This is a genomic window from Bartonella tribocorum (assembly GCF_002777915.1).
Classification (GTDB): domain Bacteria; phylum Pseudomonadota; class Alphaproteobacteria; order Rhizobiales; family Rhizobiaceae; genus Bartonella; species Bartonella tribocorum_A.
The window spans coordinates 80,640-99,763 of the sequence record NZ_NJGE01000001.1 but is presented as its reverse complement, the minus strand read 5'-3'; the positions used below and the strand labels follow the sequence as shown (position 1 = coordinate 99,763).

Sequence of the window (19,124 nt, the reverse complement as noted above, 5' to 3'; positions counted from 1 at the left end):
TCTAACATACAACATTCTCATCTCAATCTAACATACAACAAACTTCGGTGTCTTAAGAAACACATTGCCTTTGTGTTAGATATACGATTTCATTAAAATTGATGATTGATTGATAGGTAAACAAAGTAAAAACTTTATTCGTGTAATACAAAGATTCACAACTAAGTTTGAAATATTACGCATATGCAAAAATAAACCATAATTTCACTCGTCCCACAGTTTTAGAGGAAAAAGATTTGTACCAACGTTAGTTTGTAAACAATCGACTTCTCTTTCTAAATTACGCTTTTAATTTCTTTGGTTTTCCCATTCACGCAATTCACTTAACGAAAGGCTTTCAAGACCTGCTCTGAATATTCACCACGCACTGTAAAAATACTTAAATATATCAAAGAGGCGTTTACTTGTCTTATGTTACTGCCCTAAAGACGGTGTTTTACTGTATAATAATTTAATATCGTTGCATCATTCGCTCCATTATAGAGTGACAGATATTGAATCTAGAGCTGATATACGGTAAATGTTTAACGTGGTTATTCCATAAATAACTGATCACAACATTGAGCTTTAAAAAAGCAGATAAGATATTGTAAATTGAAAACAGAAATGGACTAACTTATGAGTGATGAAATAACCTCACCGACACAAAGTACCTCACCGACACAAGGCGATGACTATGGCGCCGCTTCTATTAAAGTTCTCAAAGGTCTTGATGCTGTACGCAAACGGCCTGGTATGTATATCGGTGATACGGATGATGGATCGGGGTTACATCATATGGTCTATGAAGTTGTAGACAATGCTATCGATGAAGCTTTAGCCGGTCATGCAACTCTTGTAAATGTCACACTCCATGCTGATGGTTCTTGTTCTGTTCGTGATAATGGACGTGGAATTCCAACAGATATCCATCCAACAGAAGGTATTTCTGCTGCTGAAGTTATCATGACACAGCTTCATGCTGGTGGAAAATTTGATCAAAATTCTTATAAAGTTTCAGGTGGATTGCACGGTGTTGGTGTCTCTGTTGTGAATGCGCTCTCTGTTTGGCTTAAATTGCAAATCAGACGGAATGGTAAAATTCATGAAATATCATTTACCCATGGGGTGGCTGATGCTCCATTGAAAATTGTTGGTGATTGTGATCAAGAAAGTGGAACAGAAATTAGATTTTTACCAAGCTCTGAAACCTTTACTATGGTTGAGTTTGATTTTGAAACTTTGGAGCGTCGTTTACGGGAATTGGCCTTTCTAAATTCTGGGGTTCATATTCTCCTTGTTGACGAGCGGCATGCTGACATTAAATCCGTTGAATTGCATTATGAAGGTGGATTGATAGAGTTTGTTAAATATATTGATCAATCAAAAAAAGCGCTCCTAGACATGCCTATTTACATTGCAAATGAAAAAGATGGTATGAGCGTTGATGTTGCCCTATGGTGGAATGATTCCTACCATGAAAAAGTCTTATGTTTTACCAATAATATTCCTCAGCGTGATGGTGGAACGCATTTAATTGGTTTTAGAAGTGCTCTTACACGTCAAATTAATGGTTATGCCGAATCTTCAGGGATTGCAAAAAAAGAAAAAGTGAATTTAACTGGAGATGATTGCCGTGAAGGATTAACAGCTATTCTTTCTGTCAAAGTTCCTGATCCTAAATTTTCTTCACAAACAAAGGACAAATTGGTTTCTTCTGAAGTGCGCCCTATTGTTGAAAATTTGGTCAACGAAGGTCTTTCAATATGGCTGGAAGAACATCCTAATGAAGCAAAACTTCTTATTAGCAAAGTAGTAGAAGCTGCAACAGCACGTGAAGCAGCACGCAAAGCACGTGAACTTACAAGGCGAAAAGGAGCGCTTGATATCACCTCTTTGCCAGGAAAACTTGCCGATTGCCAAGAGCGTGATCCTGAAAAATCAGAAATCTTTATTGTCGAAGGAGATTCGGCAGGTGGTTCAGCAAAAAGTGGACGCTCACGTCAAAATCAGGCAATTTTACCGCTTCGCGGTAAAATTCTCAATGTTGAACGGGCACGCTTCGACCGTATGCTCTCATCTGATATGATCGGAACACTGATTACAGCTCTTGGAACATCTATTGGTAAAGATGAATTTTCACCCGATAAATTACGCTATCATAAGATTATTATTATGACAGATGCGGATGTTGATGGAGCTCATATCCGCACTCTGCTGCTCACTTTCTTTTTTAGACAAATGCCCGAGTTAATTGAACGTGGACATCTTTATATTGCTCAACCACCTCTTTATAAAGTATCGCGTGGAAAATCTTCTCAATATATTAAAAATGAAGCAGCCTTTGAAGAATTCTTGATCGATACGGGACTAGAAGAAACAACGCTCGAACTTTCAACAGGAGAAGTTCGTGCAGGGGCTGATTTATATCAACTCGTTAAAGATGCCCGTGTATTCCGTCAACTTTTAAATGGTCTTCATACCCGTTATGACCGCAACGTTGTTGAGCAAGCAGCTATTGTTGGCGCTTTTAACCCTGAAGCCTTTGCAATACAAGAAAAAGCGCAAAAAATAGCAGATGCTGTTGCATACCGCCTTAATCTGATTGCTGATGATATGGAACAGGGGTGGAGTGGACAATATATGGAAGATGGAATCTTGTGTTTTGAGCGTATTTTGCGGGGTGTTAAGGATGTTATCACGCTTGATGCAGGGCTTATAAACTCAGCAGATGCACGTCAAATTGATCGCATTTCCCAAAATTTTGGCGACGTATATCATCCTCCTCTCCTTTTGCGTCGTAAAGATAAAACGGAGCATATTTTTGGACCTATGAGCCTTTTAGAGAGCATTTTTACAAACGGTAAAAAGGGTATTACTCTTCAGCGTTATAAAGGTCTTGGAGAAATGAATGCTGAACAGCTTTGGGAAACAACGCTTGATCCTAATGCGCGTTCTCTTTTACAAGTAAAAATTAATGATGCAACCGATGCAGATTCACTCTTTTCTCGTCTCATGGGTGATGAAGTTGAACCTAGACGTATTTTTATTCAAGACAATGCCTTAAGCGTTGCTAATCTTGATATCTAAAGATACTCTTCTGTTTTTGGCTGTATAAACGTCGCAGTTTTATACGTTGTTTTTTCGTATTTGAACATTACCTCTCTATTTCATTTACGATAAAAAAATAAGGAAGGTCATATATATGGCAACTGAAACAGAACGTGTAGGAACCAAAGGTGGTATGGAGCACTCCTTTGGTTTTACAAGAGTTGATGAAACACAAAAACAATCCATGGTCGATGGTGTGTTTCATTCTGTTGCTGAAAATTATGACAAGATGAATGATATCTTATCCTTAGGGCTACACCGTGTGTGGAAAAATTCTATGGTTGCATGGCTTTCTCCACCGGCGCTTTCTCATTGGAAAGTTCTTGATGTCGCTGGTGGTACCGGTGATATTGCCTTTCGCATCCTTAATGCTTCACGTCAAAAAGTCCATGCTACGGTGCTTGATATTAATGGCTCCATGCTCAGTGTTGGCAAACAACGCGCACAAAAAAATGGTCTTGCCCCCCTGATTGATTTTGTTGAAGCCAATGCAGAACATTTGCCTTTTGAAGATCAAAGCTTTGACGCTTACACGATCGCTTTTGGAATTCGCAATGTTCCTCATATTGATCAAGCCCTTAGAGAAGCTTTTCGCATTTTAAAGCATGGTGGGCGTTTCTTGTGTTTGGAATTTTCAAATGTCGAGATGCCTTGGCTCGATAAAATTTATGATCTTTGGTCTTTCCATGCTATCCCTAAGATAGGTCAATTTATTGCAAATGATGGCGATGCTTATCGTTATTTGGTTGAATCTATTCGCAAATTTCCTAAACAAGATGATTTTGCCCATATGATCAAGCAAGCAGGATTTTCGCGCGTATCGTATCGCAATCTCACCGGTGCGATTGCAGCACTGCATTCAGGTTGGAAAATTTAAAAATGGTGCAAATTTCTCCTTACTTTCAATTGATGCGTGCAGGATGGATTTTAACACGTGAAGGTGTTTTAAGTGCTCTGCCTCATGACGACCTTCGAGGATTTCCAGCATTATGTCATCGTATCGCGCGTGCATTAGCACGACGCAAAACAAAAAAGAAGCAGCGATCTGAAAATATTTCGTATGCTATCAATAAGCTTGGACCCTCTTACATAAAACTTGGTCAATTTCTTGCCACAAGACCTGATATTGTCGGACGGAATGTTGCAGACGATTTGTCACAGCTACAAGATCGTGTCCAAACATTTTCTTGCACCGCCGCTATTGCTCAAATTGAAAGTTCTCTTGGTCGCTCTATTGATGATTTATTCGTCAATTTTTATCCCCCTATTGCCGCTGCTTCTATTGCTCAGGTTCATCCTGCTGAATATATTGATGAAACCGGTCATAAGAAAAAATGTGCTGTAAAAGTCATTCGTCCCAATATCAGAGCACGTTTTTCTAAAGATCTTAGAGGTTTCTATCTCATTGCGCGTTTACAAGAACGTTATATCCCTGCCTCCCGAAGACTCCGTCCTGTTCGTGTGGTGGATACTTTAGCACAAACGACACGCCTTGAAATGGATTTACGCTTAGAAGCAGCCGCTATATCTGAAATGGCTGAAAATATTCAACAGGATACAGGTTTTCGGGTTCCACGTATTGATTGGGAACGGACAGGGCGGAATGTTCTTACCATGGAATGGATTGATGGTATAAGAATATCCGAAATTTCCAAACTCAAAGAAGCAGGTTTTGATTTACAGGCTCTTGCCATTACGCTTATTCAGTCTTTTCTACGCCACACATTGCGTGACGGTTTTTTTCATGCCGATATGCATCCTGGTAATTTATTTGTAGACTCAGATGGATGTATTGTTGCTGTTGATCTAGGCATTACAGGAAGGCTTGGAAAAAAGGAAAAGCATTTTCTTGCAGAAATCCTTTATGGCTTTATTACGCGCGATTACCATCGGGTAGCCCGCGCTCACTTTGAAGCAGGCTATGTTCCTTCACATCATAATATTGAAAGCTTTGCGCAAGCCAATCGTGCGATTGGTGAACCAATTCATGGACAATCAGCACAAAGCATTTCCATGGCTAAATTGCTCACATTGTTGTTTGAAGTCACTGAACTGTTTGACATGCAAACGCGACCTGAACTTCTATTACTGCAAAAAACAATGGTTGTCGTAGAGGGTGTTGCCCGCACATTAGACCCCAGTTTTAACATGTGGAAAGCTTCTGAACCCGTTGTCAGAGAATGGATTAGTAAAAATTTAGGACCCGTAGGCGTTGCAAAAGACTTTAGTGAAGGAGCGCAGGCTCTCCTTTCGCTGGCACGCAAAACACCACAATTGGTACAAAATTTCCAACGTATAGAAGAAGATTTTAATCAAATGAAAACAACAGGGGTTAATCTTTCTCCAGCTACCCTCAAACAACTTGCTACTGAACAAAGTCGTAGAAATCGCTATGGTCGTTATAGCTTGTTTATCATTGCGCTTTGTTGCGTTTTTTTCACTTTTTACTTTTTTCATCTTTTCTAATCTTCTTAATATGCTAAAAATATCAACAATGAAATCATTGCAATCATTTTGTTTCTTGGAGGTATTTTATGGCCAGTATTACTATTCGTAACTTGTCTCCTGAAATTAAAGAAGCTTTGCGTGTACGCGCTGCGCAAAATGGGATTTCTATGGAGGAAGAAGCGCGCCGTCTTTTAAGTAATCCCACCACTTTCACTACATTCCCCTCTCATGCAAGTGCCATTGAAGTGCAATCATTGCAATCAAAATCACTCCTTCTTATTATTGGTGGAAGTATTGCGGCCTATAAAGCGCTTGATCTCATTCGTCGTTTAAAAGAGCGTGGAGCACACTTAAACATTATTATGACAAAAGCAGCACAAAAATTTATTACGCCTTTAACTGCTGAAGCTCTCAACGGTCGTACTGTATATACCGATTTATTTTCACGCGAAGAAGAACACGATATCGGACATATCCGACTAGCACGGGATGCTGACCTCATTATTTTAGCCCCTGCTACAGCCAATCGCATAGCAAAAATAGCCCATGGCATAGGAGATGATCTAGCCGATTGCGTCCTTTTAGCAGCACGCTGTCCACTCTTAATTGCCCCTGCTATGAATCCAGCCATGTGGGCGCATCCAGCCACTGTTCGCAATGTTGCACAATTGCGCGCAGATGGCGTTCATATTATCGGACCAGAAATCGGAAATATGGCTGAACGTGACGAAACAGGCTATGGGCGCATGAGTGAACCCTTAACCATTGTTGCTGCCATAGAGGCTCTTTTGGATGTGCGTAAAAAACCTCTCTCTGGCCGCCATTTCATCGTTACCTCTGGCCCTACCCATGAACCAATTGATCCAGTGCGTTATCTTGCTAATCGGTCTTCAGGTAAACAAGGTCACGCCATTGCAACCACTCTTGCGCATTTGGGAGCAAAAGTAACACTGATTTGTGGACCTGTTAATCTTGCAGATCCACAAGAAGTGAAAACTATTCATGTTGAAACAGCACAACAGATGTTACAAATTGTTCAAGAATCATTGCCTGCTGATGGTGCCATTTTTGTTGCAGCGGTTTGTGATTGGCGTAGTCAAACGCAATCTTTACACAAAATTAAAAAAAATACTCATAAAACACCGCCATCCTTGCATATGGTCGAAAATCCTGACATTTTAGCAACGATTGGACACGCTCCAAACCGCCCCTCATTGGTCATTGGTTTTGCTGCTGAAACATGTGATATCATTGCTAATGCGCAAAAAAAATGTGTCGAAAAAGGTGCTGATTTCATTCTTGCTAATGACGTTTCTCTTCACTCTGATGGCACAAATGTCATGGGTGCTGATACAAATCAAGTTTATCTCGTAAATAAAGAAAAAGTTGAACCATGGCCCCCTATGAGTAAACAACACGTAGCGCAAAAATTAGCAAACATGATCGTATCATTCTTTACCCCCCAAACACCTAAACCCCATAAAGAAAAAATACACCATTTCAAATAATCACTCTTCAAATACCCTATTAAAGCATCTCATAAAATCAGAACTCAACTTTTGAAATACATAAAGATGTCTATCAGTCTAGATTGAATAACATATTAATTTATAATAATAATTTATCGTTATTCAACTTGAATGAGCCCCCCTAATATCGTAAGGTTTTCTTGTTTCAAATCCCTGTATATTGAATCAATCACAGCCTTTTGCTTGCACGTTAGCAAAGATAACTGCGTGAATATTAAGTGTCTAAGAAAGGACTAAAAACCCCTATAATGAACCGTTTTGAGAACTAAAGACTTGTCACAACATTGAAGGTAAAGAAATGGTGCTGGCATGCTCTTTTGTTAAGTGTAAAGAGAGGTTCTCTATAAGTTTTATAGTATTTATGGAATCTTTATCCTTATACCATTTCACGAATGTTGCTGTTGCGACATGGGTATGACGAGTTTTGAGAGAATATCTCCATAATGAATATGTAAATTTTATCCTTATTCCATTAACCTCAATATTTTTTTGAATAGAAACCTAAGCCAAGAAGTGCCACGCCAAGTGATCGAAAAGTACAGAATATTAGGGATCGTACAAAACAAATAAAGCTATAAATGAAATTAGGCAGCTATACAGGATAAATGGAAGTAAAAAAACTGCTCCTCAATATCTCTTACCAGCTTAATTTTTTTAGATATATCATGTAAACGCAATCAGCTAAAATTTGTACAAAAATATTTAAAAGTTTTTCTACAACAGCTGCTTCTTACATTCTTCTCGTTTTTTAAACCCAAAATTTCTATTGATTTAAATTTTATTTTAAACGAAGAAGCCTTCGTTATTTTTTATTTTATCCATTCTAGAAAAACTTAGCCTTACTTTAATAATATATAAAGCTGAAAAATCCTCTTTTTTACAAAACAATATCGATGTATTTCCTTAATGTTATTGAAAATAGATTTTGTAATTCAAAAAAGAAAAAATTATACAACACATTCGTTTAAATATATTTCTTGTTTTTTTTGCTTCTTTCCTTAATTTATTAGCTATGATTTTTACTGCTGCCTATCGTGCTTTACAACGTCTTCTGACCTCACAATACAGCATTATGATATTGAAAGCATTGGGAGTTACTTTTTTTGTGCTCGCCGTTTTATGGTTATGTGTGCACCAACTTTTTGTGTCTTATTTTTGGCCTTGGGCTTCTCAGTTTCTTCCTGGGCTCCCAAGTTGGGCAGGCTGGTTAGGCTTTAGCATGCTTATCATCTTCAATCTTGGTTTGGCTCTTTTGTTGGCTTTTTTTATTGCCCCCATCACAGCTATGATAGGTGGTTTTTTCATTGACTCTGCTGCTGAAATCATTGAAAAAGAAGATTATCCAAATGAGCCTATTGGACAAGCTATGCCATTTGGACGTTCTCTTATCCTCTCCTTTAAATTTGTTATTTTAAGCCTTCTTGGGAATGGAATTGCTTTTATTTTATTCTTCATACCAGGTGTTAATTTGATTGCCTTTTATTTTATTAATGGTTATTTGCTTGGTCATGAATATTTCTTGTTTGCTGCTTACCGTTTTCGGACAGAGCAAGATGCACGTGCTTTTTTGTATACTCATTATACAACGGTTTTTGGCGCTGGATTGTTGATCGCGGTTTTTGTTTCGATTCCCATTCTGAATCTAGCTACACCACTTTTTGCAGCTGCCTTTATGACACATTTACACAAAATGCTTTCCCAAAAAACCATGGCACGCATCACACAAAAATAATGTTCCTTGAATTTTAAACTTAACAAAGCCTGCCAACCAAAGAAAGCATAATATAAAATTTTATGTTTTACCTTTTTTAAATCAATATATTGATTTATAATGATAATTTACCGTTTTATGGCACGCGTAAAGAACTCAATATTATAAAGCTTTCTTATTTTCACCCATTCATATTGAATCAATTAAAATCGTTTGTTGAGATGTCATAAATAGAGGGCAGTCGTGTGGATAAAAGCACTTTTAAAAAGGTATAAAATACTCTCATGCCCCCTCTCAGTGTGAGACTTATTATCACATTGGAAACTCAAACAGTATGAGAATATCGGTTTATCCTTTTTATTTCAGTAAAAATGGTAGAGTATATAAATTTTATGTCTTTCATGGAGGGGAATATACTCTTCATCGGCACTATCATAAGAGAATTTTGAGAATACGTAAAACTGTTAATTTAGCAATACGTGGATACACAAATAAAAATGATATTTTGGGGGCGCTTTAATTTTATACAAAGCGCACACGCTTTAAGAAGGTCTTTTGAAAAAAATCTTGCTCTGCTGTTAGCGTTTCGCTAACATGACGTTATCGTATCCATTATCTTTAATGGATACGTATTACCTTGTTAAGGTTTTATATTATAAGGTTTCTTGGCTTTAAGACTGTTGATATTATTGATTAATTGGAGAGTCGTTTTTATTAAAAGAAAATAAGCCGTGTGTAAACCAGCGCAAGAGGTAAGTTGTAATACCAAGGTCAAAGAATAAAAACATGTAAGTTCTTACAAATTCTGAGAAATTTGTTATAGGGAATACTCTTCGTGCATATGATTTTTATGACATTAGAACTGTTAAAAATAAAAAACAATGGGATTAGAGCTATACGAGCATGGATAAAAGTATTAAATAGACCCGTTTGTTCAGCCGGAAAAGCAAATATAACCGCTTAAGTTCTATATTCTTTCAATTCATGTAAAAGATGTGTAATATTTAAAGGAAGGCTATAAAGATGAACTGGATTACAAATTATGTTCGTCCTAAAATTAACTCTATATTGGGACGCCGTGAAATTCCAGAAAATCTATGGATTAAAGATCCTACCAGTGGTGAAATGATCTTCCATAAAGATCTAGAAGACAATCAATTTGTGGCTCCTAATTCTGGCTATCATATGCGTATCAGTGCCAAAAATCGTCTCATGCATTTTTTTGATGATGGTGTCTATACAGCTCTTGAAAATCCAAAAGTTGTGACAGATCCTTTAAAGTTTCGCGATGAAAAACGCTATATTGACCGGTTAAAAGATTATCGTTCTAAACTTGGGGTTGATGACAATATTTTAAGTGCACGCGGTACTATTGAAGGCTTACCAATTATTGCAACCGTTCAAGATTTCGCCTTTATGGGTGGCTCTCTCGGTATGGCTTCAGGGGAAGCTATTATCAAAGCTTTTGATACTGCCATTACTGAAAAGTGTCCTTTGGTTCTTTTTGCTGCTTCTGGTGGTGCACGCATGCAAGAAGGAACACTCTCATTGATGCAAATGCCCCGTACAACAGTAGCGATTGAAATGCTGAAAGAAGCAAAACTTCCCTATATCGTTGTTTTGACCAATCCAACCACTGGTGGTGTTACGGCTTCTTACGCCATGCTTGGCGATATTCACATTGCCGAACCCGGTGCTATGATTGGTTTTGCTGGTCCACGTGTGATTCAACAAACGATACGCGAAACTCTACCAGAAGGTTTTCAAAGTAGTGAATATCTGCTTGAACATGGTATGGTTGATATGGTGGTATCGCGTTTAGAAATGAAAACGACCATTGCACGTCTTTTACGCTTAATGATGAAACGCCCTGCTGTTGTTACCCCTTCCACTCCTTCCCCAACAGATTCTCAAACATCGCTTTCTAAAACAAAAGCAGCCTAAATTCATGCAACCAAGCCAAGTACAAAAGGTCGTAGATGATCTACTGAAAAACTATCCGAAAAAATTTGATCTTTCTTTAGAACGTATTGTTCGCCTTTTAGAGCGTCTTGGTAATCCACATTTAAAACTTGGCACTGTTATTCACATTGCTGGAACAAATGGCAAAGGATCTGCCTCAGCAATTTGTCGTGCTCTTTTGGAACGTGCTGGATACTGTGTTCATGTCTATAGTTCACCTCATCTCGTCAACTGGAATGAACGCTGCCGGTTAGGCCAAAAAGGAGGTGGTCAACTTGTTACAGAGAGCTTACTGGCTGAAACAATCCGTGAAATTATAAAAATCAATCGTCAAGAGCCGATTACTATTTTTGAAATTTTTACAGCCGCTGCCTTTATGCTGTTTAGTATACATCCAGCTGATGCTGTCATTTTAGAAGTTGGGTTGGGAGGACGTTTTGATGCTACAAATGTCATTCACAAACCAGCAGTATCGCTTATTATGCCCATTGATTATGATCATGAGAACTTTCTGGGAAACACAATTGCTCAAATCGCTTTTCAAAAAGGAGGAATTATCAAACCAAACGTTCCGGTAGTTATCGGTAAGCAAGCCCATGAAGAAACTCTTGCTACTTTAATATCCCTTGCTGATAAAAATAAAGCACCTTATTCTCTATTTGATCAAGATTATCAAAGCTATAAAGAACATGGCCGTATGGTTTTTCAAAACAATCAAGGTCTCATGGATCTTCCCCTTCCTAACCTTATTGGAGATCACCAAATTGCCAATGCTGGTGCTTCTCTTGAAGCCGTCTATCAAGCAGGTTTTCAACTTTCAGAACAAGTCATTAATGATGCTTTAAAAAATATTTATTGGCCCGCACGAATGCAACATCTTACCCAAGGACATTTGGTTGATCAACTGTCTCCTAATATTGATGTATGGCTTGATGGTGGTCACAATCCTGCTGCTGGAAAGGTTATTGCGGCAGAACTTACCCAATGGAGAAAAAAAACAGATCGTCCCATTATTATGATTGCTGGCATGATCAATACCAAAGATGCTGTGGGTTATTTTCGTCCTTTAGCGAACCTTGTCGATAAAGTATATACGATACCGCTTATTGACAATAATGCCAGTATCTGTCCAATAAATTTAGCTGAATCAGCCCAAAAAGCAGGAATCTTTTCTATCCCACAAGCGCACCTACAAGATGCTTTGCATAAAATTAAGGTCGAATATAAAGAGGCAATCGTTCTTATTGGGGGGTCCCTTTATCTTGCAGGCGATATTTTGCGTGACAATAAAACACCACCGTGTTAGAAATTGAATCTTTTTAAAGCTTTGAAAGACAGACTTTTTAATCATGCAATTTGATTGTGCACTTTATCAACACCCTAAACTTATTACCGTTTTTGGCGGATCTGGTTTTGTCGGTCGCCATGTCGTTGAAACTTTGACTAAGCGGGGGTATCGCGTTCGTATTGCTGTTCGTTGTCCGCAAAAAGCTTATTACATGCTCCAAATAGGAGAAGTAGGGCAAACCCAAATGCTTAAAACAGATATAAAGCATCGTGCATCTGTTGCACGCGCATTGCTTGGAGCTGATGCGGCAGTGTTTTTGCCTGGTAGCTTAAAACAAGCAAATCAATCGAATTTTAAAAGCACACAAATTGATGGTACTTACAATGTTGCTGAATTAACAGCAGAAGCTGGTATTCCACTCATCTATATGTCAACGCTTGTTGCTAACGAAAGTGCTTCATGTCTTTATGCACGTGTTAAATTTATGGGCGAGCAAATCATTCATAACAAGCATGCTCAAGCAATTATTATGCGTCCATCTGTTATTTTCGGACCAGAGGATTGTTTCTTTAATACTTTAGCAGATTTATCACGTTTCTTACCCATTATGCCTCTTTTTGGAGGGGGACAAAGTAAATTGCAACCCGTATATGTTGGTGACATTGCCGAGTTTATCGCACGCGCTTTAGATGGACAGGTTGCTTGGGGAAAAAATTATGATCTTGGTGGTCCTCAGATTATCACCTTCCAAAATGCTCTTGAAAATATACTCAAAGTTATTCACCGTAAAAAAACAATCCTATCTATGCCTCTTTCTGCCGGTCTATTGATTGGAAAAATTTTGGGAACAATCGGTAAATTACCTTTTATACCAACACTTGTAACAGTCAATCAAATACGCTTTTTGCAAATGGATAACATTGTTTCTAAAGAAGCTATTGAAAATGGGTATACTTTAGAAGGTGTGGGAATTACTCCTAGAGCAATGGCTGCATTCTTGCCAAGTTATCTCTGGAGATTTCGTCCACATGGTCAATTTTCCCAAAACTTGCTTGTCTAAAAAAATCTCCCAAAACTGTGTTAATTATTTGATTTATAATTCATAGCTTGTTGTTCGCTCTTTTAAAATCAGACTTTTCAATAGATTGATGTTTTTATATTTTAAATGCTCCATTCAGTATGACGAAAAATGTTTTCTCATATATTGATAGTCTTTTGATAAAAATCATTGAAAACAAGAAAAAACACTTCTTATAAATTGTCTTTATGCAAGAGCAGATATAGCATTGAAATTCAGAAGAATTGGATCTGTATTGTCTATTCATAAATATAAATACAACAACATATGGCTTTGCATTATATTATTTTGCTAAAGCTTAATAATGAAATGAAAAAAGATCATAATGCCTTTTTTAAACAACCGTATGAGTGAATAGAACAAGAGTATACTCTTTCTGATTACCCCGTAAAAAAATCGATATAAAAACTATGAAGCAATGCATCATTTTTATTCTTTAAAAGGTATTCCTCTGGAAATTTTTAAAAGAGCTTTTTCACATAAAGAAGTCTTCTTCTTATCTTGCATTTTTTTTTAATTTCTCCTACCGTCTTTGCAAAAATTGATTTTAAAGGAATAAAGAATGACAGCTCAAAATTTTGTTGTCAAAGATATTACTCTTGCCGCTTATGGTCGTAAAGAACTTGATATTGCTGAAACTGAAATGCCTGGTTTGATGGCTTGTCGCAAGGAGTTTTCCTCCAGTCAACCTTTGCGTGGTGCGCGTATTTCTGGCTCCTTGCACATGACAATTCAAACTGCTGTTTTAATTGAAACATTAAAAGCGATTGGCGCCGATATACGGTGGAGCTCTAGTAATATTTTTTCCACGCAAGATCATGCAGCAGCAGCTATTGCCGCAACGGGGATTCCTGTATTCGCCGTTAAAGGAGAAACATTGGAAGAATATTGGACTTATATAGATGCCATTTTCCAATGGCCTGATGGTCATCCTTCCAACATGATTTTAGATGATGGAGCTGATGCTACAAACTATATTTTAATGGGAAGTCGTGCAGAACAAAATAAAGATATCCTCTCGCATCCCAAAACAGAAGAAGAAGAAATTTTTTTCAAACAAATCCAAAAGCGTATGGATGCAACGCCAAGTTTTTTTACACGACAACGCGCAGCAATTAAAGGGGTAAGCGAAGAAACCACAACAGGTGTAAACCGTCTTTATCAATTACAAAAAGAAGGGCTTCTGCCTTTTCCTGCTATTAATGTCAATGATAGCGTCACTAAATCAAAGTTTGATAATAAATATGGGTGTAAAGAATCATTGGTCGATGGTATTCGACGTGGAACAGACGTGATGATTGCTGGTAAAACAGCTATTGTCTGTGGTTATGGTGATGTAGGAAAAGGCTCAGCGGCATCTCTTTCAGGTGCTGGAGCTCGTGTTAAAATAACAGAAATTGATCCTATTTGCGCTCTTCAAGCAGCTATGGATGGCTATGAAGTTGTTAATTTGGATGATGCTGCCTCCAGTGCTGATATTATCATCACAACAACAGGCAATAAAGATGTTGTCCGTTTAGAGCATATGCGACAAGTAAAAGATATGTGTATTCTTGGAAATATTGGTCATTTTGATAACGAAATCCAAGTCGCAGCCCTTAGAAATTTGCCATGGACAAATATTAAGCCTCAAGTCGATATGATCACCTTTCCCGATGGAAAACGCATTATTTTGCTCTCTGAAGGACGTTTGTTAAACCTCGGTAATGCGACAGGACATCCCTCTTTTGTTATGTCAGCCTCGTTTACCAATCAAGTTTTAGCGCAAATTGAACTTTTTACCCGTGCAGAACACTATAAAAATGAAGTTACTGTTTTACCTAAAAATCTTGATGAGAAAGTTGCACGTCTTCATCTTGATCGGTTAGGAATAAAATTAACTGTTTTATCAGAAGAACAAGCCGCTTATATTGGAGTCACACCGCAAGGACCTTATAAACCAAACCATTACCGTTACTAAAATACTTCCTTGGGTTAAAAAAGGGAAAAATGTCGTGCTCAGCTTTGGTGACCATACCCCCAAAGAAAAAGCTCAAAAAATGATTCGAATCTGCACGTATATCTTTTGCCTTTTTTTCTTTTTTTCTCCAACATGCACTATTGCTCAGTCGTTGGAAGATTATTTACCTTTTCCCTTCACTTTGCCAAATGGTCCATGGCTGCTTTTAGCTCTGTGTGGAGGGATTTCTTGTGCTTCAATTCTCACGTGCATAGCTGTTATTATGCATACAAAAAAAACAGTACAGAAGCCTTTAAAGATAATTCAGGCAGATTTTTCTGAAAAACTTAAATATTATGAATGGCTTCTGGAAGCAACCGAGCAACTCCTTCTTATTTGGGAAAATCCAACAACCTTACCTCGTGTCGTTGGTAACCTTTCCACATTGCAAAAAATAGGCATTAATCAGCAAAATTTTCAGCGCTTTGAACTCTGGATTGAAGAAAATTCTCTACGAGAAGTTGATTATGCATTGACTCAACTGCGTTGTAAATGTCACCCTTTTGAACTTTCTATCACCACCACAAATAATGTCCTGCTACAAGTTACAGGGGCCATCGCAGGAACAGTCGCCATTGCTCGTTTTCAAGATATCTCAAAACAGCAGAGCGAAAATGCTCGTTTACAGAAAGATATCGCCCGCCTTCTTACTGAACTGAGAATGCAACGTAATCTTCTTGATCTTATTCAAGAGCCTGTATGGATAAAAGATTGTGAAGGAAAAGTTTGTTTTATCAATCGCGCCTTTAGGGAAATGACAGACTATCGTGAAGGCAGTGATGATGTGGGGGATCTTTTCAATGAAAACACACAATGCAAAACAGATGAAACAGAAACAATTTTTCAAGAACATGTTCACACCGTCATTGATGGAGAACGGCGCCGTTTTCATCTCACACGGATCACAACAGCCGAAGGGATGGCTGCTTTTGCACGTGATGACAGTGCCTATGAAAATCTTGCTCATGAATTAAGATATGTTCTTCAAAGCCATTGTGAAACTCTTGACCAAATCTCAACAGCTGTAGCCATTTTTGATACAAACCAAAAATTAAAATTCTGCAATCATGCTTTTAAAATTCTATGGCCGTTGGAGAGTTCCTTTTTAGAAAGTGAACCAAGCCATACATTATTTCTTGAACGTTTACGTGAAAAAGGGCTCATTGCTGAACATCCTGATTGGCGCGCGTGGAAAGAAGAACTTTTTAAAGCCTATCGGCAAACAGAATCAAACCAACAAATTTGGAATCTTCCAGATGGGCGTACGGTGCGTGTTGTCTCGAATCCTCATCCACAAGGAGGGGTCACATGGCTTTATGAAAACCTTACAGAAAAAATTGATCTTGAACGCCGTTATAATACACTGATTAAAATACAAGGGGAAACACTTGATAAACTTTCCGAAGGCGTGGTCGTTTTTGGTACTGATGGGCGCCTTCGTTTATCTAATCCTGCCTTGTCGAAATTGTGGTCGCTTCCTTATAATTTACTGGTAGAAGGAACCCATATTACACAGTTACAAAACCATTGTTCAGCCTTAACTTTGGGGCAAGAATGGGATCAGTTTACTAAATTCATTACCGGTTTTGCTGAAAAACGTGAAACATATTCAGGGCGTATAGATCTTAAAAATGATATGATTATTGATTACACTTTGGTCCCTCTTCCCGATGGACAAACGATGCTTACTTTTGTGAATGTTACAGACTCTGTCCATGTTGCACGTGCTCTTCAAGAAAGAAATGAAGCATTAGAAAGTGCTGATCGTTTGCGTAATGAATTTGTCCAACATGTTTCCTATGAATTGCGTACACCTCTCACCAATATTATTGGATTTTCGGATATTTTACGGGATCAAATTTTTGGTTCTATCAATGAACGTCAACAAGAATATCTTGGGCACATTCATTCAGAATCAGGAACTCTTTTAAATATTGTTAACGATATTCTTGATCTTGCCACCCTTGATGCGGGCATTATGGAATTAGACATAAAATCAGTTAACATTGCTGATGCTATGATACAAGCCGTAGCTCGTGTAGAAGATCGCCTTAATGGACGCCATATTACGCTTTTACAACAAATTTCTCCTTCCTTAAATTCTATTTCTGCTGACGAAAAACGCTTACATCAAATTTTTGTGAATGTCCTGAGTAATGCACTTAATTTTGCAACGGAAGCGAGCACGATTGAATTTTGTGTCGATGAACAAGATGATAACATTGTCTTTAGTGTTCACAATGAGGGTTCTGATATTCCCGAAGACATCCTTGATCGTATTTTTAAACGTTTTTCTTCCCATTCACACCATGGTGGGCGTGCGGGAGCGGGGCTTGGGCTTTCACTTGTGAAAAGTTTTGTTGAACTACACGGTGGATATGTTGAAATTCTTACCGGTTCTGGAAAAGGAACAACTGTTAAGTGTTTTTTCCCCCTCTCCAAAGGAGATAAAATTTTTTAATTTTAACCTTTGTTATATTTTTATCCAATTCATGGAAATCTTGATGAATTTTGATTTTTTTCTTGAAAATGAAGAGGCAACAAAGCTTTTTGCAAAAAACTTAGCCCTTTCTTTAAAGCCTAGAGATCTTGTGACACTGCAAGGAGATCTTGGAACTGGAAAATCAACCATCGCACGTACAATCATCCAAACGCTTGCAAACGATGACACTATGGAGGTTCCAAGCCCTACTTTTACACTTGTGCAAAGCTATCAACTTCCACAGTTTGAAATTATTCATGCTGATCTTTATCGCCTTTCTATGGCAGAAGAAATTGATGAGTTAGGGCTTCATGAAGCACGTGAGAAAAACATTTTACTCGTTGAATGGCCAGAAAGAAGTGCAGATCTTTTAGAGGTTGCCACTTTTGCACTCACCTTACAATATAAAGCACATGGGCGTCATGTGACACTGCGATCTGCACAACATTCCATTGAACGTTTGCAACAGTCTTTTGCAATTCACACATAAAACATATCGATATGGTCATCGTCATTTTTTAGTTTGTAATGCCCTCAATACGTATTTATAAAATTTGAGATGATGAATAACATAAAGAAAACCTGCTGGATGTACCAACCATGAAAATGAAACAAAAAACAGACTCTTTTATAAAAATGGCATAACTTGCAAAGGACATTCATTAATTTTCAAGAATTAATTCGTTTCTTTTAGAGAATGTTTTTTGTCTCTCATATTTTTTTGAAGACTTTAAAAAAATTCTTTTGATTTTGGATAAACGTGTAAGGGAATTTTATATCAAAGTAGTCACCTTCTTAGAAAAGTATTAACTTAACTACAGTGAATTGCTTTCTTCTTTCTCCTTAAAAAGTGTAAACTTCAAAAAAGCAACTTGCAAAACTTTTGCTTAAAATCTTCTTTTATAATTGCCAAGCACTCCAAGCAGAATCCCCCTTATTGCTAAAGTGATATTTGCTTTTTTATGTGCTGGATTCCCTATCTTTATAACCCTACCCAAGAAGAAAATATTTAAAAAAAATCAAAAGGAGAGACTAAAATTTCTCTCCTTTATCATTACCTATGTATAGCATTAACTAAGCCCATCTTTTATCCACTCAGAAAGACGTCCTTTAGAGGTAGCGCCAACCATATTTGATGAGACATTTCCATTTTTAAACATTAGTAATGTAGGGATAGAGCGTACTCCATATTGGGTAGCTAATTCCGGATTTTCGTCAATATTTACTTTGACAATTTTAACTTGATTTTGCATTTCTGTTGAAATTTCATCCAAAATTGGCGCTATCATTTTGCAAGGACCACACCATTCTGCCCAAAAATCAACCACAACAGGGGTGGAAGAGGTTAAAACTTCACTTTCGAAATTGTCCTTATCAACTTTTACACACGTCATTGATTTATCCTTTATACTTATTTTTTTATAGATTGGTATGATAACAATTCATATCAAGTTATTGCAAAGATAAATTATTAAGGAACTTTTTTGCACCCAAAATTGTGGAACGTGTTTATTTGAGCAATTTTAGGAAAATAAAA

The 19,124-nt window shown here is 37.6% G+C and carries 12 protein-coding genes; 11 read left to right on the top strand and 1 reads right to left on the bottom strand.

The features are described 5' to 3' along the window. Positions 1-618: 618 nt before the first annotated feature. From gyrB to tsaE, 11 genes are all read left to right on the top strand, one after another. Positions 619-3,069, top strand: a complete 2,451-nt coding sequence (gyrB, locus tag CER18_RS00405; RefSeq protein WP_100128142.1) for a DNA topoisomerase (ATP-hydrolyzing) subunit B — start codon at positions 619-621, stop codon at positions 3,067-3,069. 115 nt (positions 3,070-3,184) lie between these two features. Continuing rightward, on the top strand, positions 3,185-3,967 hold the full coding sequence (gene ubiE / locus CER18_RS00400; RefSeq protein ID WP_100128141.1) for a bifunctional demethylmenaquinone methyltransferase/2-methoxy-6-polyprenyl-1,4-benzoquinol methylase UbiE: 783 nt from the start codon (positions 3,185-3,187) through the stop codon (positions 3,965-3,967). A gap of 2 nt (positions 3,968-3,969) precedes the next feature. Next, a complete protein-coding gene (gene ubiB / locus CER18_RS00395; protein WP_100128140.1) occupies positions 3,970-5,556 on the top strand; it encodes a 2-polyprenylphenol 6-hydroxylase in 1,587 nt (528 codons plus the stop codon). A gap of 68 nt (positions 5,557-5,624) precedes the next feature. Continuing rightward, positions 5,625-7,046 carry a bifunctional phosphopantothenoylcysteine decarboxylase/phosphopantothenate--cysteine ligase CoaBC gene (gene coaBC, locus CER18_RS00390; RefSeq protein WP_100128139.1) on the top strand — a complete coding sequence of 474 codons (1,422 nt, stop codon included), beginning with the start codon at positions 5,625-5,627 and terminating at the stop codon, positions 7,044-7,046. Positions 7,047-8,079: 1,033 nt separating this feature from the next. Beyond that, positions 8,080-8,799 carry a sulfate transporter family protein gene (locus CER18_RS00385; RefSeq protein ID WP_100128138.1) on the top strand — a complete coding sequence of 240 codons (720 nt, stop codon included), beginning with the start codon at positions 8,080-8,082 and terminating at the stop codon, positions 8,797-8,799. 1,002 nt (positions 8,800-9,801) lie between these two features. Next, complete coding sequence (gene accD, locus CER18_RS00375; RefSeq protein WP_100128137.1) at positions 9,802-10,722, top strand: acetyl-CoA carboxylase, carboxyltransferase subunit beta; 921 nt, start codon at positions 9,802-9,804, stop codon at positions 10,720-10,722. Positions 10,723-10,726: 4 nt separating this feature from the next. Further along, positions 10,727-12,046: a bifunctional folylpolyglutamate synthase/dihydrofolate synthase gene (locus CER18_RS00370; protein ID WP_100128136.1), complete on the top strand. Its 1,320-nt coding sequence runs from the start codon at positions 10,727-10,729 to the stop codon at positions 12,044-12,046. Positions 12,047-12,089: 43 nt separating this feature from the next. Beyond that, the gene (locus CER18_RS00365; RefSeq protein ID WP_100128135.1) at positions 12,090-13,088 is read left to right on the top strand and encodes a complex I NDUFA9 subunit family protein; all 999 of its coding nucleotides are present in this window, start codon (positions 12,090-12,092) and stop codon (positions 13,086-13,088) included. Between the two features lie 580 nt (positions 13,089-13,668). After that, positions 13,669-15,066 carry an adenosylhomocysteinase gene (gene ahcY / locus CER18_RS00360; RefSeq protein ID WP_100128134.1) on the top strand — a complete coding sequence of 466 codons (1,398 nt, stop codon included), beginning with the start codon at positions 13,669-13,671 and terminating at the stop codon, positions 15,064-15,066. 34 nt (positions 15,067-15,100) lie between these two features. Further along, on the top strand, positions 15,101-17,566 hold the full coding sequence (locus CER18_RS00355) for a sensor histidine kinase (protein WP_100128133.1): 2,466 nt from the start codon (positions 15,101-15,103) through the stop codon (positions 17,564-17,566). Between the two features lie 43 nt (positions 17,567-17,609). Then, entirely contained in the window at positions 17,610-18,077 is a 468-nt protein-coding gene (gene tsaE, locus CER18_RS00350) for a tRNA (adenosine(37)-N6)-threonylcarbamoyltransferase complex ATPase subunit type 1 TsaE (RefSeq protein WP_100128132.1), read from the top strand. A gap of 580 nt (positions 18,078-18,657) precedes the next feature. Here tsaE and trxA read toward each other — a convergent pair. Continuing rightward, complete coding sequence (gene trxA, locus CER18_RS00345; RefSeq protein WP_100128131.1) at positions 18,658-18,981, bottom strand: thioredoxin; 324 nt, start codon at positions 18,979-18,981, stop codon at positions 18,658-18,660. Between the last annotated feature and the right edge of the window lie 143 nt (positions 18,982-19,124).